The 17427-nt window shown below is 66.6% G+C and carries 13 protein-coding genes; 7 read left to right on the forward strand and 6 right to left on the reverse strand.

Going from position 1 to position 17427, the window contains the following annotated elements:
- Positions 1–447: 447 nt before the first annotated feature.
- Together RCF13_RS15020 and queD are read right to left on the reverse strand one after the other, a co-directional pair.
- Positions 448–795 (reverse strand): phasin family protein, encoded by a 348-nt coding sequence (locus RCF13_RS15020; protein WP_061480483.1) that lies wholly within the window; start codon positions 793–795, stop codon positions 448–450.
- Between the two features lie 116 nt (positions 796–911).
- The gene (gene queD / locus RCF13_RS15025; protein ID WP_005407953.1) at positions 912–1274 is read right to left on the reverse strand and encodes a 6-carboxytetrahydropterin synthase QueD; all 363 of its coding nucleotides are present in this window, start codon (positions 1272–1274) and stop codon (positions 912–914) included.
- Positions 1275–1465: 191 nt separating this feature from the next.
- Between queD and RCF13_RS15030 the strand changes: the two genes are divergently transcribed.
- Positions 1466–4105: a TonB-dependent receptor gene (locus RCF13_RS15030; protein WP_134969141.1), complete on the forward strand. Its 2640-nt coding sequence runs from the start codon at positions 1466–1468 to the stop codon at positions 4103–4105.
- A 206-nt stretch (positions 4106–4311) separates the two neighbouring features.
- Positions 4312–6903 carry a M14 family zinc carboxypeptidase gene (locus tag RCF13_RS15035; RefSeq protein WP_308141308.1) on the forward strand — a complete coding sequence of 864 codons (2592 nt, stop codon included), beginning with the start codon at positions 4312–4314 and terminating at the stop codon, positions 6901–6903.
- Between the two features lie 549 nt (positions 6904–7452).
- Here RCF13_RS15035 and RCF13_RS15040 read toward each other — a convergent pair.
- Entirely contained in the window at positions 7453–8874 is a 1422-nt protein-coding gene (locus RCF13_RS15040) for a DEAD/DEAH box helicase (RefSeq protein ID WP_061480480.1), read from the reverse strand.
- 849 nt (positions 8875–9723) lie between these two features.
- Between RCF13_RS15040 and RCF13_RS15045 the strand changes: the two genes are divergently transcribed.
- Complete coding sequence (locus RCF13_RS15045) at positions 9724–10713, forward strand: fumarylacetoacetate hydrolase family protein (protein ID WP_065179110.1); 990 nt, start codon at positions 9724–9726, stop codon at positions 10711–10713.
- A gap of 14 nt (positions 10714–10727) precedes the next feature.
- Positions 10728–11396: a maleylacetoacetate isomerase gene (gene maiA / locus RCF13_RS15050; RefSeq protein ID WP_308141309.1), complete on the forward strand. Its 669-nt coding sequence runs from the start codon at positions 10728–10730 to the stop codon at positions 11394–11396.
- A 33-nt stretch (positions 11397–11429) separates the two neighbouring features.
- On the opposite strand, the gene RCF13_RS15055 is transcribed toward maiA, so the two are convergent.
- The 3 genes from RCF13_RS15055 to RCF13_RS15065 form a co-directional block, all read right to left on the reverse strand.
- A complete protein-coding gene (locus RCF13_RS15055) occupies positions 11430–12926 on the reverse strand; it encodes a UdgX family uracil-DNA binding protein (RefSeq protein ID WP_308141310.1) in 1497 nt (498 codons plus the stop codon).
- Positions 12907–14199 carry a putative DNA modification/repair radical SAM protein gene (locus tag RCF13_RS15060; protein ID WP_308141311.1) on the reverse strand — a complete coding sequence of 431 codons (1293 nt, stop codon included), beginning with the start codon at positions 14197–14199 and terminating at the stop codon, positions 12907–12909. The genes RCF13_RS15055 and RCF13_RS15060 overlap by 20 nt, the downstream gene beginning before the upstream one ends.
- 130 nt (positions 14200–14329) lie before the next feature.
- Entirely contained in the window at positions 14330–15457 is a 1128-nt protein-coding gene (locus tag RCF13_RS15065) for a PilT/PilU family type 4a pilus ATPase (RefSeq protein WP_014035879.1), read from the reverse strand.
- A 121-nt stretch (positions 15458–15578) separates the two neighbouring features.
- Between RCF13_RS15065 and RCF13_RS15070 the strand changes: the two genes are divergently transcribed.
- The 3 genes from RCF13_RS15070 to RCF13_RS15080 all read left to right on the forward strand — a co-directional run bounded on the left by RCF13_RS15070 (position 15579) and on the right by RCF13_RS15080 (position 17386).
- Positions 15579–15944, forward strand: coding sequence for a DUF4398 domain-containing protein (locus tag RCF13_RS15070; RefSeq protein WP_005415160.1), 366 nt, complete (start codon positions 15579–15581; stop codon positions 15942–15944).
- The gene (locus RCF13_RS15075) at positions 15941–16825 is read left to right on the forward strand and encodes a hypothetical protein (protein WP_308141312.1); all 885 of its coding nucleotides are present in this window, start codon (positions 15941–15943) and stop codon (positions 16823–16825) included. Before RCF13_RS15070 ends, RCF13_RS15075 begins: the two co-directional genes overlap by 4 nt.
- Positions 16826–17149: 324 nt before the next feature.
- Positions 17150–17386 (forward strand): YdcH family protein, encoded by a 237-nt coding sequence (locus RCF13_RS15080; protein ID WP_005407964.1) that lies wholly within the window; start codon positions 17150–17152, stop codon positions 17384–17386.
- Positions 17387–17427 lie beyond the last annotated feature (41 nt).

Here is a 17427-nt window from a genome sequence, read left to right on the forward strand (position 1 = left end):
AGCGGCGGATCACCGTGCCGTTCCTGCGCCAGGTGCTGGAAGAAGGCCGGCCTCGTTACTGAGGGTGGGGTTTGTTGGCAGGGCTGCGCCCTGCACCCGCAGAAGCAACGTCAAAAGCTGGCTTCCTGAGGGGAGGCGGGGTGGCTCAGGTTGCGGGGGACGGCGCAAGTACGTCCCTGTAGCCTCGATCGCGCCATCCATGGCGCTCACGCCCCCGCAACCTGCCTGGGCAAAGTAAAGGAGGAGGTGACGGCCAACGGCCGGCGCCGGGGGACATTTGCCCAGGCCCCTGCCCGCCCCGGCGGGGCCCATCAGTTCGCAGAGAGTCCAAGCGAGGAAGCGCTATTCAATCCAGAAGCCAGGCAAAAAAAGACCCGGCAGAGGGAGGGATCTGCCGGGTCCGGATTGCATGGGGGGAGGGACCCATGCAATGAGCGTTGCGTCGCGTCAGTGACTGTTCGCGTCCGCCGTTGATTCGTTGTAACCCTGCACCAGTTCGGACCAGGCCTTGCTGGCCTGCAGGCCGAGACCGACCACATCCTGCTGGGCCTGGCCCAGCCGCTGCAGGTTGTCCTGCCACAGCTGTGCGCCCCTGTTGAGCATCCCGGCCGCGTCGTCGCTGCGGGCCAGTTCACCCAGCCAGCCGCCGGTCGCGGTCAGGTTGCGCTCCATCGCCTTCAACTGCACGCCGAACATGCTTTCCGCGTTCTCCAACGCCAACCGGTTCGCACGCGTTGCCGCGGCGGCGAGCTGGCGGGTGGCATCACTGAAGCGATCGCTGAAGGCGGCGGCCATGGGGCATCAGGGAGTGGCTTGATGCATTGCAGCATACGCCTTTGATGCGGCAATGCAACAAAAATAACAAAGGCGCTCAGGGCGCCTTTGAAAAACCTTTCAGATCAATGGGTTGATCAGGCTGTCGGACCGCGGTAGCGGCAGCCGGAGGTGCAGGTTTCGTGTACGGTGATCTCGCTCAGCGCCGGCAGGCTGGGCTTGAGTTCGTTCCAGATCCACACCGCCAGGTTCTCGCTGGTCGGGTTCTCCAGGCCGGGGATGTCGTTGAGGTAGTGATGGTCCAGGCGGTCATAGATGGGCTGGAAGGCCGCCTTGACGTCGCCGAAGTCCATGATCCAGCCGGTCTGCGCGCCGGGCTCGCCCTCGACCTTCAGTTCCACCCGGAACGAGTGGCCGTGCAGGCGCGCGCACTTGTGCCCCGGCGGCACGTTGGGAAGGCGGTGCGCCGCCTCGAGCATGAAGACTTTGAAGATTTCCATGGCGCAATTGTACGCCGCAGGTGGCCGGCCATCCTGAGTGGATGTCGGGCTTTCGTGAAGTAACTCTTTCCATCCGGATGAAGAGATGATAGTTTCTCTTATATCCGTATGAAGAGATGTTATTGGCCGGACCCGGGCCAGGCATGGACTACTGCGGAACTTCGTCGTCCTTACCACCTCCCCACATCGTCATGCCCAAGCACACCCTGCTCGTGGCGGCCTTGGCCGTCGCTCTGGCCGCGCCTTTGTCCGCCGCCGCCGAAACCTCCGCCGACGCCGTTGGTGACGCCAATACCCTCGCCGCCGTGCGTGTCACCGGTTCCAACATCAAGCGCACCGATACCGAGGCCTCCAACCCGGTGCAGGTGATCGGTCGCCAGCAGCTGGAACAGACCGGCAAGGCCACCGTGGCCGACGTGCTGCGTTCGATCTCGGCCAACACCGGCAACGCCGCCAACGAAACCACCAACAACGGCTGGGCGTCCGGCTCGGCCGGCATCGGCCTGCGCGGCCTCTCGCAGAAGAACACGCTGGTCCTGCTCAACGGCCGCCGCCTGGCCAACTACGGTTTCCCGGCCGGTGGCCTGTCCGACACCTTCGTCGATCTCAATGCGCTGCCGCTGGTCGCGGTCGAGCGCATTGAAGTGCTCAAGGACGGCGCCTCGGCGGTATACGGTTCCGACGCCGTGGCCGGCGTGGTCAACATCATCACCCGGCAGAACTTCGAAGGCGCCGAGATCGGCGGCAGCTTCGGCGGTGCCGACCAGGGCGGCCTGCACGAGCAGAACCTGAAGTTCGTCGGCGGCCTCGGTGATCTGGACACCGACGGCTACAACATCCTCTTCAGCCTGCAGGGTTACAACCGCGAGCGCCTGGACCAGGACGAGCGCAACCTGACCCGCAGTGGCATCTACACCGACAAGCCCGGTGGCCGCTGGAACGGCTGGTCGGCCAAGGGCGCACGCTACCTGGTCAACGGCGTGTCGGTGCCGATGCTCGATGCCAACGGCAACTGCCCGGCCGGCACCACCCGCGTTGCCAGCGCGCCGATCGATGGCCTGTCCGGTGATACCTGCGGCTTCAACCAGGCACCGTTCACCACGCTGATCCCCTCGACCAAGCGTTACCAGGCCTACGCCAACGGTACGTTCCGGCTGAACGACAGCGTTGAGGCCTTCGGCGAAGTGCTGTACAGCCAGATCAAGAGCGCCGCGTGGTTCGGCAGCAGCCCGTTCTTCACCCTGGAGAGCGGCCGCTTCGCACTGAACGCGGACAGCGGCCTGGCCGAGCCAGTGTCGTCGCTGCTGCCGGCCAGCAATCCGTACAACCCGTACGGCCGTGCGATCCCGATCGAGTACACCTTCTTCGACCTCGGCGGCACGATCAAGACCAACCGCTCCACCGCCTATCGCGGCGTGTTCGGTCTGCGCGGCACCACCGCCAACTGGGACTGGGAAGTGGCTGCATTCGGTGCGCGCAGCAGTGAGCGGGAGACTGTGTCCGGTGGTTTCGCGAACCGCTGGGCGCTGGCCAACGCACTGTCCACGGGCAGCTACAACCTGCTTGACCCGGCAGCCACGCCGCAGTCGGTGCGTGATTCGATCAACATCGCCACGCTGCGTCCGGCCGAGTCCAAGCTGCAGGGCATCGATGCGAAGATTTCCGGCAGCCTGGGCCGCACCTGGGCCGGCGAGATCGGCTTCGCCGCGGGTGCCGAGTGGCGCCGCGAGAAGCTCGATTCCAACAACCCGTGGCAGATCGATGCCGGCCTGCAGGTGCGCCCGGCCATCGCAGAAGTACATGGCCAGCGCCAGGTCAGTGCCGCCTACGCCGAAGTGAACGTCCCGCTGGCCTCGACGCTGGAGCTGTCCGCCGCCGCGCGTGCCGACCATTACGATGATTTCGGCGATGCCTTTTCGCCGAAGATCGGCCTGCGCTGGCAGCCGCTGGACTTCCTGCTGGTACGTGCATCGGCCTCGAAGGGCTTCCGTGCGCCGTCGCTGTCGGAGAACTCCAACAGCACCAGCATCGCCTACGGCAGCGTGGTCGATCCGCGTGATCCTGACGTGCCGGGCTCGCGGCAGAACCCTACCTTCTTCACCGTTGGCAACAACGCGCTGAAGCCCGAGCGCACCAGGAGCGTGAACTTCGGCGTGGTGCTGTCGCCGTGGGCCAACACCAACCTGAGCGTGGACTACTACCGCATCCAGCTGGACAACCTGGTCGGCACCAACAACACCCAGACCCTGGTCAACGACAACGTGGCCGGCGCGGTGCAGCGCGATGAACGCGGCAAGCTGCAGGCGGTCTACAACCGCTACCAGAACCTGAGCGAGCTGAAGACCTCGGGCATCGACGTCGAACTGCGCCAGCGCATCCCGACCGCGGCGCTGGGTGACTTCACCGTGTCCTCGGCCTACACCCACGTGCGCGACTACCGTCGCCCGACCGTGGTCGGTGGACCGCTGGTTGACTACGCCGGCAGCAACCTGGGCGCGACCCTGCCCGAGGACAAGGCCACCACCACGCTGGACTGGAAGTACGGTGATTTCAACGCAGCCGTGACCTGGTACTACACCAGCAGCTACCGCCAGGAAGCCAGCACCGCAGCCAAGGCCGTGCAGCAGCGGGTCGGCAGCTACAGCCAGTACGACCTGTACCTGGCCTACACCGGCATCGACAAGCTGACGCTGTATGCCAAGGTGCAGAACCTGGCCGACAAGACGCCGCCGTACGACGCCTCGTTCCCGGGCATCCGCGCGCCGTACGACTTCAGCCAGTACGACCTGCGCGGCCGCTACTTCACGCTGGGCTTCGATTACCGCTTCTGATCCACCCGCCGCGGGCGGCCACCAGTATGGGGCGGGCGCGCAACATTTTTGCGGTGTTTTTCAGGGGGGTTACCCGGGGCTTTGAAAGTGGCGGTCTTTCGTTTGTTGTTGGCGCCCCCACGGTTATGTTCTTCGCCCCGCCGGGGCCGGCCACCTGACGGGCCGGGCCGCGCAACTGTCTGCCGTTGTGTTCCAGGGGAGTCACCGTGTCCTTGCATCGTGCCGTTCTTCCGTTGCTGCTTGCCGCCGCCACTGTACTGTCCTGCCCGCAGCCGGCGCAGGCACAGAGTGCCTATTTCTTCCCGCAGGCCACGGATGCGGAAGCCTTCGATGCAGCGGTGCCGACGCCGGAGCAGTTTCTCGGCTACCCGATCGGTAGCCGCTACACCCGGCACGACCAGCTGGTGGCGTACTTTCAGGAGCTGGCCAGACGCTCGGACAAGATCAGCGTGCGCGAGATCGGCCGCAGCTACGAGGACCGCCCGCTGTTGATCGCCACCGTCACCGCTGCAGGCAATCATGCGCGGCTGGAACAGATCCGCCGGCAGCACGCGACCCTGGTCGATCCGGCGCAACCGCGCAGCGCGGCCGGTGACAGCCCGGTGGTGGTGTGGCTGGGTTACAGCGTGCATGGCAACGAGACCTCCAGTGCCGAGGCGGCGATGCTGACCGCTTACTACCTGGTGGCCAACCGCAGTGCCGAAACCCAGCAGTGGCTGCAGCACGCGGTGGTGCTGTTCGATCCGGCACAGAATCCGGACGGCCGCGACCGTGCCGCCAACTGGCACAATGCCTGGGCCTCCGATCCGGCGTCGGCCGACCCCGCCGACAAGGAACATGTCGAGCCGTTCCCGCAGGGTCGCACCAACCACTATTTCACCGATCTCAACCGCGACTGGCTTGCCCTGACCCAGCAGGACTCACGGCCGAAGGTGGAGGTGTTCCACCAGTGGTACCCGAACGTGCAGATCGATTTCCACGAAATGGGCAAGGACAGCACGTACTACTTCGAGCCTTCGCCGAAGAGCATGCACAGCCCGTTGATTCCGGCGCCGTCGTACGAGTTCAACAAGACCCTGGCCAGGTACCATGCGCAGGCGCTGGATGCCTTGGGTTCGCTGTACTACACCGGCGAGAATTTCGACAACTTCTCGCCGGTGTATGGCTCGACCTATCCGGACTTCCACGGCGCGGTCGGCGTCACCGTCGAGCAGGCCAGTTCGCGTGGCCGCGTGCAGGAGTCGGTGAACGGCCTGCTGACCTTCCCGTTCACCATCCGCAACCAGGTCGCCACCGGGCTGGGCACGGTGCGTGGCGCGGTGACCGAGCGCAGCGGCCTGTTCGACCTGCAGAAGCAGTTCTTCCAGAGCGCGCTGAAGCAGGCCGCACAGCAGCCGGTGAAGGGCTTCGTGTTCGGTGATGCGCATGATCCGGCACTGACCCGCCGCCTGCTGGAACTGTTGCTGCTGCACCGCATCGAGGTACGCGCGCTGGAGCGTGCAGTCACTGTCGATGGGCAGCGCTTCGATGCCGGCAGCGCCTACGTGGTGCCGGTGCAGCAGGCGCAGTTCCGCCTGGTGCATTCGATCTTTGCCGAGACGCCGCCAATCAAGGGGGATGTGTTCTACGGCAGCACCAGCTATGCGATCGCACCGGCCTACGGCGTGGCGTTCGCCGGCAGCCGTAGCCGTATCGAGGGTGGCGCACGCGTGACTGCGCTGCCGGCGGAGCAGGGCGCGGTGCTGGGTGGCCAGGCCGGATTCGCGTACGCGATCGACTGGCGCGACTACAACGCCGGGCGCGTGCTGGCCGCGCTGCAGGGCAAAGGCGTGAGCGCACGTGCGGCATTCCAGCCGTTCACCACCGCGACCATGCAGGGCGACGTCAGCTTCGCTGCCGGCAGCCTGGTGATTCCGGTTGCCGGGCAAACGCTGCAGGGCGCGGCACTGCTTGAGGCAGTGACTTCGGCCGCGCGCGAGGCGGGTGTGCAGGTGCACGCGCTGTCCAGTGGCCGCAGCCGCGAAGGCATCGATCTGGGCAGTGACGGCGTCAAGGCGCTGCGCAAACCCGCGGTTGCGCTGGTGATGGGTGAGGGCGTGGCCGCCACCGAGATCGGTTCTGCCTGGTTCCTGCTCGACCAGCAACTGCACCTTCCGGCCAGCAAGCTGGACCCACAGCAGCTGGGCAAGGTGCCGCTGGACCGCTACACCACGATCGTGCTGTCCGGTGGCACCTATACCGGCGTCGATGCCGCGGCGGTGGCTGCACTGAAGCGCTGGGTGCAGGCCGGTGGTTCACTGGTGACCTACGGCAGTGCTTCGAAGTGGGCGATCGAACAGAAACTCGCCGACGGCGAGAAGCTCGGCAAGGAAGAAGAGACTGCCGACGAGAGCCGCCGTGCGTTCGGCGACCAGCGCGACATCGCCGCGATCGAGCGGGTCAGCGGCAACATCCTCAGCGCCGATGTGGACACCAGCCACCCGCTGGCGTTCGGCGTGCCGCGGCGGCAACTGGCGATCAACAAGGAGAACACGGTGACGCTGCAGCCGAGCACGAATCCGTTCTCGACGGTGGTGCGCATTGATACGCCACCGCGGGTGAATGGTTACCTGTCCGAGCGCAACCGTACGCGGGTGGCGGGCAGTGCATGGTTGCTGGTGTCGGCGCAGGGGCAGGGCAACGTGGTGCTGTTCGCCGACGATCCGGCGCACCGCAAGTACTGGCACGGGACGGATCGACTGCTGATCAACGCAATCTTCTTCGGGAATCTGGTGAATCCGAGTAAAGCGCGGGGTTGAGGTTTTACGCGCCTTGATTGATGCGTGTGGGGGAGGCCGGGCGGGCTGCGCAGGACACGCTGTAAATACGTCCATGTAAGCTCGATCGGCGCATCCATGCGCCTCACGGTCCTGCGCAGCCCGCCCGGCCTCCCCTCGACGGTTCCCTGCGGGCGCGGACGCATCAGACCCCAAGACGGGAGCAAGGGCAAAAGCACAGCCAGGAATTGCGACTTCGGCTTTTGCCTTTGAACTTGAATTTGAATTTGAATTTGAATTTGAATTTGATCTTTCTTCTCCCGGCTACCCGGCGGGAGAAGAAGGCGCAGGCAATGCTTGAAGCGGATGGGCATGGGGGCAGCGCAGAACCGTTGGCGCCATGGATGGCGCCATTGAGCTTACATGGACGTATTTACAGCGTGTTCTGCGCTGCCCCCATGCCCATCCGCCCTCGGTACCGCCACCGCGTGCTTCATCACCCGGTAGCCAGCAACAAAAAAGGACGGCGCGTCAGCGCCGTCCCTCGATAGCCTCCCGCGCAACGGGAAGCACAACAGCTGTCAGCTGTGATCAGCCGGCGCGACCGCCGCCACCGCCGCCCTGGCCGCGGCCACGGCCGCCACCATTACCGCCACCGCCACGACGCTGGCCCTGACCGGCGCCTGCACCCGCGCGCTGCTGGCCGTTGCCACCGCCCTCGCGACGGCCACCACCGGCCTTCTTCGGGCCGGCATGCGCATGGCGCGGCGCATCACCGTGCGGACGGCGTGCGTGGCTCTTGCGCGGTGCGCGCTCGCCGGTATCGTGCTCGGCCTTGCCCGGCGCACTGTTGCCCCAGCGGATCGGCGTCTGCAGCTCGAAGCCCGGCACATCGCGGATGTCCATGTCGCGGCCCAGCAGGCGCACGATCGCGCGCAGCAGCTTCACTTCATCCTGCGCCACCAGGGAGATCGCCTGGCCGGTGGCGCCGTTGCGGCCGGTACGGCCGATGCGGTGCACGTAGTCCTCAGCCACCATCGGCAGGTCGAAGTTGATCACCTTCGGCAGCTCGTTGATGTCGATGCCGCGCGCAGCGATGTCGGTGGCCACCAGCACGGTCACGCGGCCGGCCTTGAAGTCGCCCAGCGCACGCAGGCGCTGGCCCTGGCTCTTGTTGCCATGGATCGCCGCGGTCTTGATGCCCGACTTTTCCAGGAACGTGGCCAGCTTGTCGCTGCCGTGCTTGGTACGGGCGAACACCAGGGTCTGCTCGCGGCTGTCCTGCGCCAGCAGGTGCAGCAGCAGGTCGCGCTTGCGGCCGGCATCGACCGGATGCACGCGATGGGTGATGGTTTCGGCCACGGTGTTCTTCGGCGTCACCTGGATCTGTTCCGGGTTGCGCATGAACTCCAGCGCCAGCTGACGGATGTTGTCCTCGAAGGTGGCCGAGAACAGCAGGGTCTGGCGGTTCTGCTTCGGCAGCTTGGCCAGGATGCGCTTGATCGACGGCAGGAAGCCCATGTCGAGCATGCGGTCGGCTTCATCCAGCACCAGCAGTTCAATGCCGGACAGGTCGACACTGCGACGCTCCAGGTGGTCGATCAGGCGGCCCGGGCAGGCCACCAGCAGGTCCACGCCACGGCGCAGGATGTCCAGCTGGTTGCCCATGCCGACGCCGCCGTAGATGCAGGCGCTGGGAATGCGCAGGTACTTGCTGTAGCCGCGCAGGCTGTCATGCACCTGGGTGGCCAGTTCGCGGGTCGGGGCCAGGATCAGCGCACGCGGCTTGCGCGGACCGGCACGCACTTCCTGCGAGGCGGTGCCCAGGTGCTGCAGCAGCGGCAGGCCGAACGCGGCGGTCTTGCCGGTACCGGTCTGTGCGCCGGCCAGCAGGTCGCGACCGGCCAGCGCCAGCGGGATCGCCTGCTGCTGGATCGGGGTCGGGGTTTCGTAGCCCTGCTCGGCAAGCGCACGCAGCAGGAAGGGCGCCAGGCCCAACGATTCAAAAGACATTGAGATTGCTCCAGGTACAAGAAACGCCTGTCCGAGCGGACAGACGGGGGCAGATCAAAGTGATCGGCTGACTCGGAGCGTTCCCGTGAACCGCGCTGCGAGAAGTTGGGTGCAGCCGGCACGAAGCGCAGGCTGGAATGCGTGACGAACGGCGTCGGAGTGGGGGCGGGCGAAGAGGGCGGACCCTGGTCGCCGGCGATCCCGAAGGGAAACGGACGGCCGCTGCAGACCTGCCTAGTCTAACCGATGGCTGAGACCTCGCGCAAAAAGCCCCGTTCAGGTAAGGGGTTCTCTCTGCAGGGCTGCGCCCTGCACCCGCAGAGGCTGAAGCAACGTCAAAGGCCGGCTTCCTGTGGGCAGGCGGGGTGGGTCCGGTGGCAGGGGGCGCTGCAAGTACGTCCATGTAAGCTCGGTCGCCGCATCCATGCGGCTCACGCCCCTGTCACCGGACTCACCCCGCCTTCGACAGTTTTCCGCGATCTGTCGAATCTCATTCGATCAATTTCGGTGTCTGACGGATCTCGACGATGAATGATGTGGATGTTCGATCAGTCATTGGGAACCTGTCGGGGGTGGGGCGGTGTGGGCGGGCAGGACCGTTGGCGCCATGGATGGCGCCATCGAGCTCCCAGGGATGGGTTTACGGCGTGTCCTGCCCACCCACACCGCCCCGCCATCCCACGGAATGCAGGCTTTTGACGTTGCCGTTGCTTCTGCAGGTGCAGGGCTGCAAGCCCTGCCGACCCCCACTACGGTAGGGTGGGCCGATGCCGCGCTGCAGCTTGGCGTCGCCGCAGATTTGATTACACTTGAAACTTGTTTGCCCACGACTCCGGACACCCACCCATCATGAAGCTTGGTTCTTTGAAGGAAGGCGGCCGCGACGGCACCCTGATCGTCGTCTCGCGTGACCTGCGCCACGGCGTGCGCGCCACCGGCATTGCCGCCACCCTGCAGCAGGCTCTGGAGGACTGGAGCCACATCGCACCGCGCCTGAACGCCCTGTACGAATCGCTCAACGCTGGCGACGCCGATGGCGTGTTCGACCTCGATCCGCAGGCGCTGGCCGCACCGATGCCGCGTGCCTATGAATTCGTCGACGGCAGCGCCTACCTGCCGCACGTCGAGCGCGTGCGCCGCGCCCGTGGCGCCGAGGTGCCGGAGAGCTTCTACACCGACCCGCTGATGTACCAGGCCACCAGTGCGGGGTTCTACGGCCCGCGCGATGCGGTCAAGGTGGTCAGCGAGGACTACGGCATCGACCTGGAAGCGGAGATCGTGGTGATCACCGACGACGTGCCGATGGCGGCCACCCCCGAACAGGCCGCCGGCCACATCCAGCTGGTCGGCCTGGTCAACGATGTCTCGCTGCGCAACCTGATCCCGGGCGAGCTGGCCAAGGGCTTCGGCTTCCTGCAGTCCAAGCCGCGTTCGGCGCTGTCGCCGGTGTTCGTCACCCCCGATGAGCTGGGTGCTGCGTGGCAGGACAGCAAGGTGCACCTGCCGCTGCTGACCCACATCAACGGCCAGTGGTTCGGTGCGCCGGAGGCGGGCGTGGACATGCAGTTCAACTTCGCCCAGCTGGTCGCGCATGCGGCCAAGACCCGCCCGCTGGGTGCAGGCACCATCGTCGGCTCGGGCACCATCGCCAATGAAGACACCAGCAAGGGTGCCTCGTGCTTCGCCGAGCAGCGCGTGGTCGAGACCCTGCGTGACGGCAAGCCGAGCACGCCGTTCATGTCCTTCGGCGACGTGGTCCGCATCGAGATGCTCGACGCTGCCGGCAACAGCATCTTCGGTGCGATCGAGCAGCGCATCGAACAGGCGGCCAAGCCCTGAGCATGGAGGCGGCGATGGAGATTCCGGTCGACGACGGCATCGTGCTGTACACCTACTGGCGATCCAGCGCCGCCTACCGCGTGCGCATCGGCCTGGAGCTGAAGGGCCTGGCCTGGGAGGCGCGGCCGGTGCATCTGGTGCGCGACGGTGGCGAGCAGCACCATGAGGCTTATCGTGCGCTCAATCCGCAGCAGCTGGTGCCGACCCTGCTGCATGATGGGCACACGCTGACCCAGTCGCTGGCGATCATCGAGTACCTGGAAGAGCGCTTCCCACAGGTGCCGCTGCTGCCGGCCGATGCTGCGGGCCGCGCACGGGTGCGGGCGCTGGCGCAGCTTGTGGCCTGCGATATCCATCCGATCAACAACCTGCGGGTGATGCAGTACCTGGAACGCGACCTGCAGCTGCCTGCCGACGCCCGCACGCAGTGGACCCTGCACTGGATCGCCGAAGGCTTTGACGCGATGGAAGCGATGCTGGCCAACAGCCGCGACACCGGCACCTTCTGCCACGGCGACCGTCCTGGCCTGGCCGACATCTGCCTGTTGCCGCAGCTGTACAACGCCCACCGTTTCGGCCTGGACCTGACGCCGTACCCGACCCTGCGCCGCATCGAAGCGGCCTGCCAGGCGCTGGACGCCTTCGACCGCGCACGCCCGGAAAACCAGCCCGACGCTGCCTGACGGGCCGCTTCGCTCGCCGGGCGCGGCCCGGCGCTACCGGTCCCCGGTCCGTGGTAGCGCCGGGCCATGCCCGGCGGATGCCCCATCCCCTCGCAACATCTGCCGAAGGTCTTCCCGGAACAGCCGATAGCCGGCCTCGCGGCGTGCATCGTCGGTCTGCCGCAGCACCCACGCCGGGTGCACCGTGGCGTAGCCGCGGGTGCCGTCCTCGAGGGTGTGCCAGCGTCCGCGGTCGCGTGAGAGGTCGAAATCTCGACCGAATACCGAGGCTGCCGCTGTCGCGCCCAGGAACACAATCACCTGCGGCCGCACGCGCGCGATCTCACCCATCAACCAGGGCCGGCAGGCCTGGATGTGACGGCTCTCCGGCCGCTTGTGCAGCCGCACCTTGCCGCGCCGCTCATGGTGGAAGTGCTTCACCGCGTTGGTGAGGTACAGCGTGGCGCGATCGATCCCCAGTTCCGCCAATGCGCGGTCCAGCACCTGGCCGGCAGGTCCTGCAAATGGCTGCCCACGCAGATCTTCGGTGTCACCGGGTTGCTCTCCGACCAGCATCACCCGCGCATCGGCAGGCCCCTGCCCGAACACGGTCTGCGTGGCCTGCTCCCACAACGGGCACTGGCGGCAGGCGCTGGCCTGTCCGCGCAGATTGTCCAGGCTGCTGGCTTCGGCTGCCGATGCCGGAGGGTTCGCTCGCAGCGGAATCCTGCGTTGCGGTGCCTGCGCGGGACGGTCATGCATTTCCTGCACGCGGTCGGCGGCGTCGCGCACCAGGCGTGGCAGCAATCGGGCTTCAGGCAGGTGGCGCCAGTACTTGGCCGGCATCTCCTGCATCATCATCCGCGTGTTGAGCCGGGCCGGATTGAAGATGCTGGCGTAGTAGGTCTGCCACAGCGACTCGCGTGCATCCTCGGCCGGGGCATCCTCGCGCCGTGCACCGGGGCCGAAGGCAAGCGCCTGCCCATCCCAGGCGACGCTGCGCGAAGGCGTGAGGATGGCCCAGCGCATGCCGGTGAAACGGCGCGCGAAGAACGGCGCGACCCGGTCGACGATGTGGTGCTGTGGCTCGAACCAGGCGATGAATGCATCAGGCTGGCCAGGCACTTCGCGGAAGCGCACGAATGCCTTCATCTTGTGCGTGTCGCGGCGGACCGCCTGTGCCATGGCCATCGCCCTCAGTACGTCGGCATCGGCAGGGTTTGACAGCACCGAGCGTTCGCCATGGGCGATGCGCCACAGCAACCGGTACAGGAGGGCCATGCGTTGTCCGTCGCGATGGCACAGGCAGGTGGCCGCCAGTTCCAGGAAGTCGCGCGGTACCGTCGGTGCGCCAGCATCGGCCTGTGCGGGCGCCGAGGTGACCGCGGGCGCGTCCAGCAGTGATGCGTCGCTGCCCTCGAGCCAGTCCAGCTGCTCCGGCGCGACGCCGCGCAGCAGGGCTTCGCGCGCACCGCTGCGCCAGGCCTCCAGCGACCATGGCGGATCCACCCGCAGCGACCAGCGCTGCGCGTCAGGCCGCGGACGGGGCATCGAACAGCGACCCCTGTCGCGGCGGCGGGGCCAGCTGCGCGCGCAGCGCCGCCGGGTCGTCCAGTGCTTTGCGCGGGTGATGGTCGGCCAGCAGCACGAACGGCAGCAGCTTGCTCATCGGTGCCTTCAGGCGCGCGAGGTCGGCCACGCGCAGCCGCCCGTGACGGCGTGCCATCAGCACGCGCTTGACGTTGCGCACGCCAAGGCCGGGCACGCGCAGCAGCATCTCCTTCGGTGCCCGGTTCAGATCGACCGGAAAGCGCTCGGGGTGGCGGATCGCCCAGGCCATCTTCGGGTCGATATCCAGGTCGAGCATGCCGTCCTGGGTGGTATCGGTAATCTCATCCACGCCGTACCCGTAGAAGCGCAGCAGCCAGTCAGCCTGGTAAAGGCGATGTTCGCGCTGCAGCGGTGGCGGCTGCAGTGGCAATTGCCGGCTGGCGTCCGGAATCGGGCTGAACGCGGAGTAGTAGACCCGGCGCATGCGGTAGTTGCCGTACAGGCTGTCGGCGCTGGCCAGGATCTGCCGGTCGTTTGCCCCGTCCGCGCCGACGATCATCTGGGTGCTCTGCCCGGCCGGTGCGAAACGGGGAGGGCGCGGGCGAGTGCTGCGGCTGGCCGTCGGTGCCACCGCTGCGGGGGCCTTGCGAGCTTCCTTGGCTTCCTCGATGCGCCAGCGCAGCTCCCCCATCGCGCCACGGATGGAATGAACCGTCTTCTCCGGCGCCAAGGCGCTCAGGCCGGCTTCGGTCGGCAGTTCCACGTTGATGGACAGGCGGTCGGCATAGCGCCCGGCACTGGCCAGCAGTTCCGGCGAGGCCTCGGGAATGGTCTTGAGGTGGATGTAGCCGGCGTAGCGGTGTTCTTCGCGCAGCTGCCGGGCCACTTCCACCATCTGTTCCATGGTGTAGTCCGCATTGCGGATGATGCCGCTGGACAGGAACAGGCCCTCGATGTAGTTGCGCTTGTAGAAGTCCAGGGTGAGCGTGACCACCTCATCCACGCTGAAACGCGCACGGGGCACGTTGCTGGAAACCCGGTTCACGCAATAGGCGCAGTCGTAGACGCAGAAGTTGGTCAGCAGGATCTTCAGCAACGAAACGCAGCGGCCATCGGGCGTGTAGCTGTGGCAGATGCCCATGCCCTCGGTGCTGCCGATGCTGCCGATGCTGCCGCTGGCGCGTGAGTCACGCTTGCCCGAACCGCTGGAGGCGCAGGAGGCATCGTACTTGGCGGCATCAGCCAGAATGGCCAGCTTGCGGATGGTTTCCATTGAGGAAACCTACGGATGAGCGGTCTCATTGGATGAGACCGCCCCTGAATTCTTCAGAAAAGAGGGACGGAGGGGATCAAGTCGCAAGTGCACAAACGACTTGATCCCCTCCGTCCCCTTTTTCGTGGGATCAGAAGCCGTGGGTGATGCTGGGTGCGCCCGCCGAGAAATCCGCGTACGGGTCGTGCTCGCCGCTGCTGCCTTCGGACAGGCGGAACTTCAGGGCCAGGCCATCGCGCGAGTCGGCCGCGCGCAGCGCTTCCTCCTGCTCGATGATGCCGGCCTTGGCCAGCCGGAACAGGCACTGGTCAAAGCTCTCCATGCCTTCCTCCAGCGAGGCTTCCATCGCCGCCTTGATTTCGTGCACCTGGCCGCGGCGCAGCAGGTCGCGGATCATCGGCGTGTTGATCAGCACCTCGGTGGCCGGCAGGCGACGGCCCTCCTTGTTCTTCACCAGGCGCTGGCTGATCACCGCACGCAGGTTCAGTGCCAGGTTCATCAGCACGTTCTTGTGCGCGCTTTCCGGGAAGAAGTTGAGGATGCGCTCGATGGTCTGGTCGGCATTGTTGGAGTGCAGGGTCGCCAGGCACAGGTGGCCGGTCTCGGCGAAGGCGATTGCCGCCTCCATCGTTTCCGCATCCAGGATCTCGCCGATCAGGATCACGTCCGGCGCTTCACGCATCGCGTTCTTCAGCGCGTTGTGGAAGGCATGGGTGTCCAGGCCGACCTCGCGCTGGTTGACGATCGACATCTTGTGCTTGTGCAGGTACTCGATCGGATCCTCGATGGTGAGGATGTGACCGGTGGTGGTGCTGTTGCGGTGGTCGATCATCGACGCCAGCGAAGTCGACTTGCCGGAGCCGGTGGACCCCACCACCAGCACCAGCCCGCGCGGGGTCATGATGACGTCCTTCAGCACCTGCGGCAGGTTCAGCTCCTCGATGCTCGGGATGCGGCTGCGGATGGCGCGGATGACCATGCCGACCTCGCCCCGCTGCTTGAACACGTTGACGCGGAAGCGCCCGGCATCGGGCAGGGCGATGGCCATGTTGAGCTCCAGCTCGCGCTCGAACTGCGGCACCTGGCCCTCGTCCATCAGCGAGTAGGCGATCTTCTTGACCATGCCCGGCGGCAGGCCGGTGTTGCCCAGCGGATAGAGCTTCCCCTCGATCTTGATGTAGACCGGTGCCCCGGTGGTCAGAAACATGTCCGAAGCGTTCTTTTCGGTCATCAGCTTCAGGAAGTAGCCGATATCCATTGCGAATTTTCCCCAACGAAACGGCCGACGCCCGTTGCCAGCACGGTGTCGGCTTGACGACAATGGCCGTGAACCGACAACCGGTACGGCCTCCCCAATGAAACGACTTAGCTTCGCACGAATGCGCCATGGCCTGTATGTGATGGCGTTTGCATTCGCACTGTCTGCCCCCGCCTGGGCGCAGGACGCTGCCCTGGAACTGGCGCAGGCCCGGCAGGCGGTCGACAAGGCCACCCAGGCCGATGCCGACCAGTACGCCCCGGACCTGATCGGGCTGGCCCGGCAGGGGCTGGAGCAGGCCCAGCGCGCCGCCGGCGACCGCCGCGAGCGCAAGAACGCCCCGGCGATGGCCCTGCGCGCTGCCGCCGATGCCGACCTGGCCCGCGTCCGTAGTGAGGAAGCCACCGTCACCGCGCAGCTGCAGCTGCGCCGCAACGAGGTCAACCAGCTGCAACGCCAGCTGTCGACCGGGGAGGACCGCCGGTGAAGCCGATGACCGCCGCAACCCTGGCCGCGCTGCTGGCGCTGCCGACCCTGGCCACGGCCGCCGACAACCCGATGGTGGCGCAGCTGAGCCAGCGCCTGATGGCCATCCAGGCCAACCCCGATACCGCTGAGCTGGGCGCCTTCGAGCGCATGCAGGCGCAGCAGGCGATCGCCACCCTGGACAAGGCCAAGCGCCGCGACCAGGAGCTGGCCACCTATCTGGCCGAGCGCCGGGTGGAGATTGCCGAGACCGCCGTGCGCACCGCGCTGGCCGCGCGCGAGGTCGACCGTCTGGAGCGTACCCGCAGCGACCTGCTGATCGAGGCCAGCCGCCGCGATGCCGCCCGTGCCCGCCAGGAAGCCGAGCAGCTGCGCATGCAGGCGCAGATGCAGGCCGAAGAGGCCGAACGCCTGCGCCAGGCGGCCGAGGCCGAGACCCTGGCCCGCCAGGACGCCGAGAATGCCCTGACCAGCGTGGCCGGCAAGCAGCAGCAGCGGCTGAGCGCTGCCCAGCAGAACGCTGCCAGGCTGGCCCGCGAGGAAGCCGAGCTGGTGTCCGGGCAGAAGCTGCCCGGTTCGAAGTTCGACGCTCGCGGTGAGGTCTTCACCTTCGGGGGTGACGCGTTCGCCGCAGGCGCCTCCAGCCTGTCCGGCGGCGCGCGCAACCAGGCCAAGGCCCTGGCCGAGTACCTGAACATCGGCAAGAAGGGGCGCCTGCGCATCGAGGCCTACGACAGTGCCAACGGCGTGGGCCAGAAGCGTGCCGAAGCGCTGCGCGACGCCCTGATCGCAGGTGGTGTCGCCAGCAACCGGATCCAGGTCAGCGGCAAGAAGGCTGCGTCCACCCGGGCGCGCTCTGCCGAGGTCATCATCGCGCCGTAATTGCTTGATATTGTTTGTTTTTCGTTGCGATGAGCATTCAGCCTGAACCCCGCCCCGGCGGGGTTCGGTCTTTTTGACGCAGGGGTCTTGTACCCCGCCTTGAGCAGGCGTAGGGTCAATCGTCCGGGACGCAATGCCGCGGACCGGACGATGGGAGGGCCGGGCCGATGCAAGCAGGGCGCGAACCGCAGCAGATCGACGTGCGCAGGCCAGTGCCGCAGGTCGTTGCAGGCGTCCAGGTGGCCATCGACCGGCACTCCTCCATGAACAACGCCCCGTGCCTTGCGGCCGGGGCGTTCGCGTATCTGTCGAAGGAGGTCCATCATGTTTGAAGATCAGCCCCAGAGCGAGATCGACGCCCGTCGCGCGCGTGATCCGGAGTTCAGGGCACTCCATGACCAGCACCGCAAGTTGAACAAGAAGTGCATGGACGCGGAGTTGGGTGTACTCCCGATCGATGATGTCACCCTGGGTCGCATGAAGCGTGAGAAGCTGCTGGCCAAGCAACGTCTTCTGCGAATGTACGAAACACCGCTCCCAACGACGTCCCCCACGCTTTGACGCACTCCGTCGCGCCCGGAACGGCGTGACCCGGCCATCGA

This window comes from Stenotrophomonas maltophilia group sp. RNC7 (assembly GCF_030910085.1).
Lineage (GTDB): Bacteria > Pseudomonadota > Gammaproteobacteria > Xanthomonadales > Xanthomonadaceae > Stenotrophomonas > Stenotrophomonas sepilia.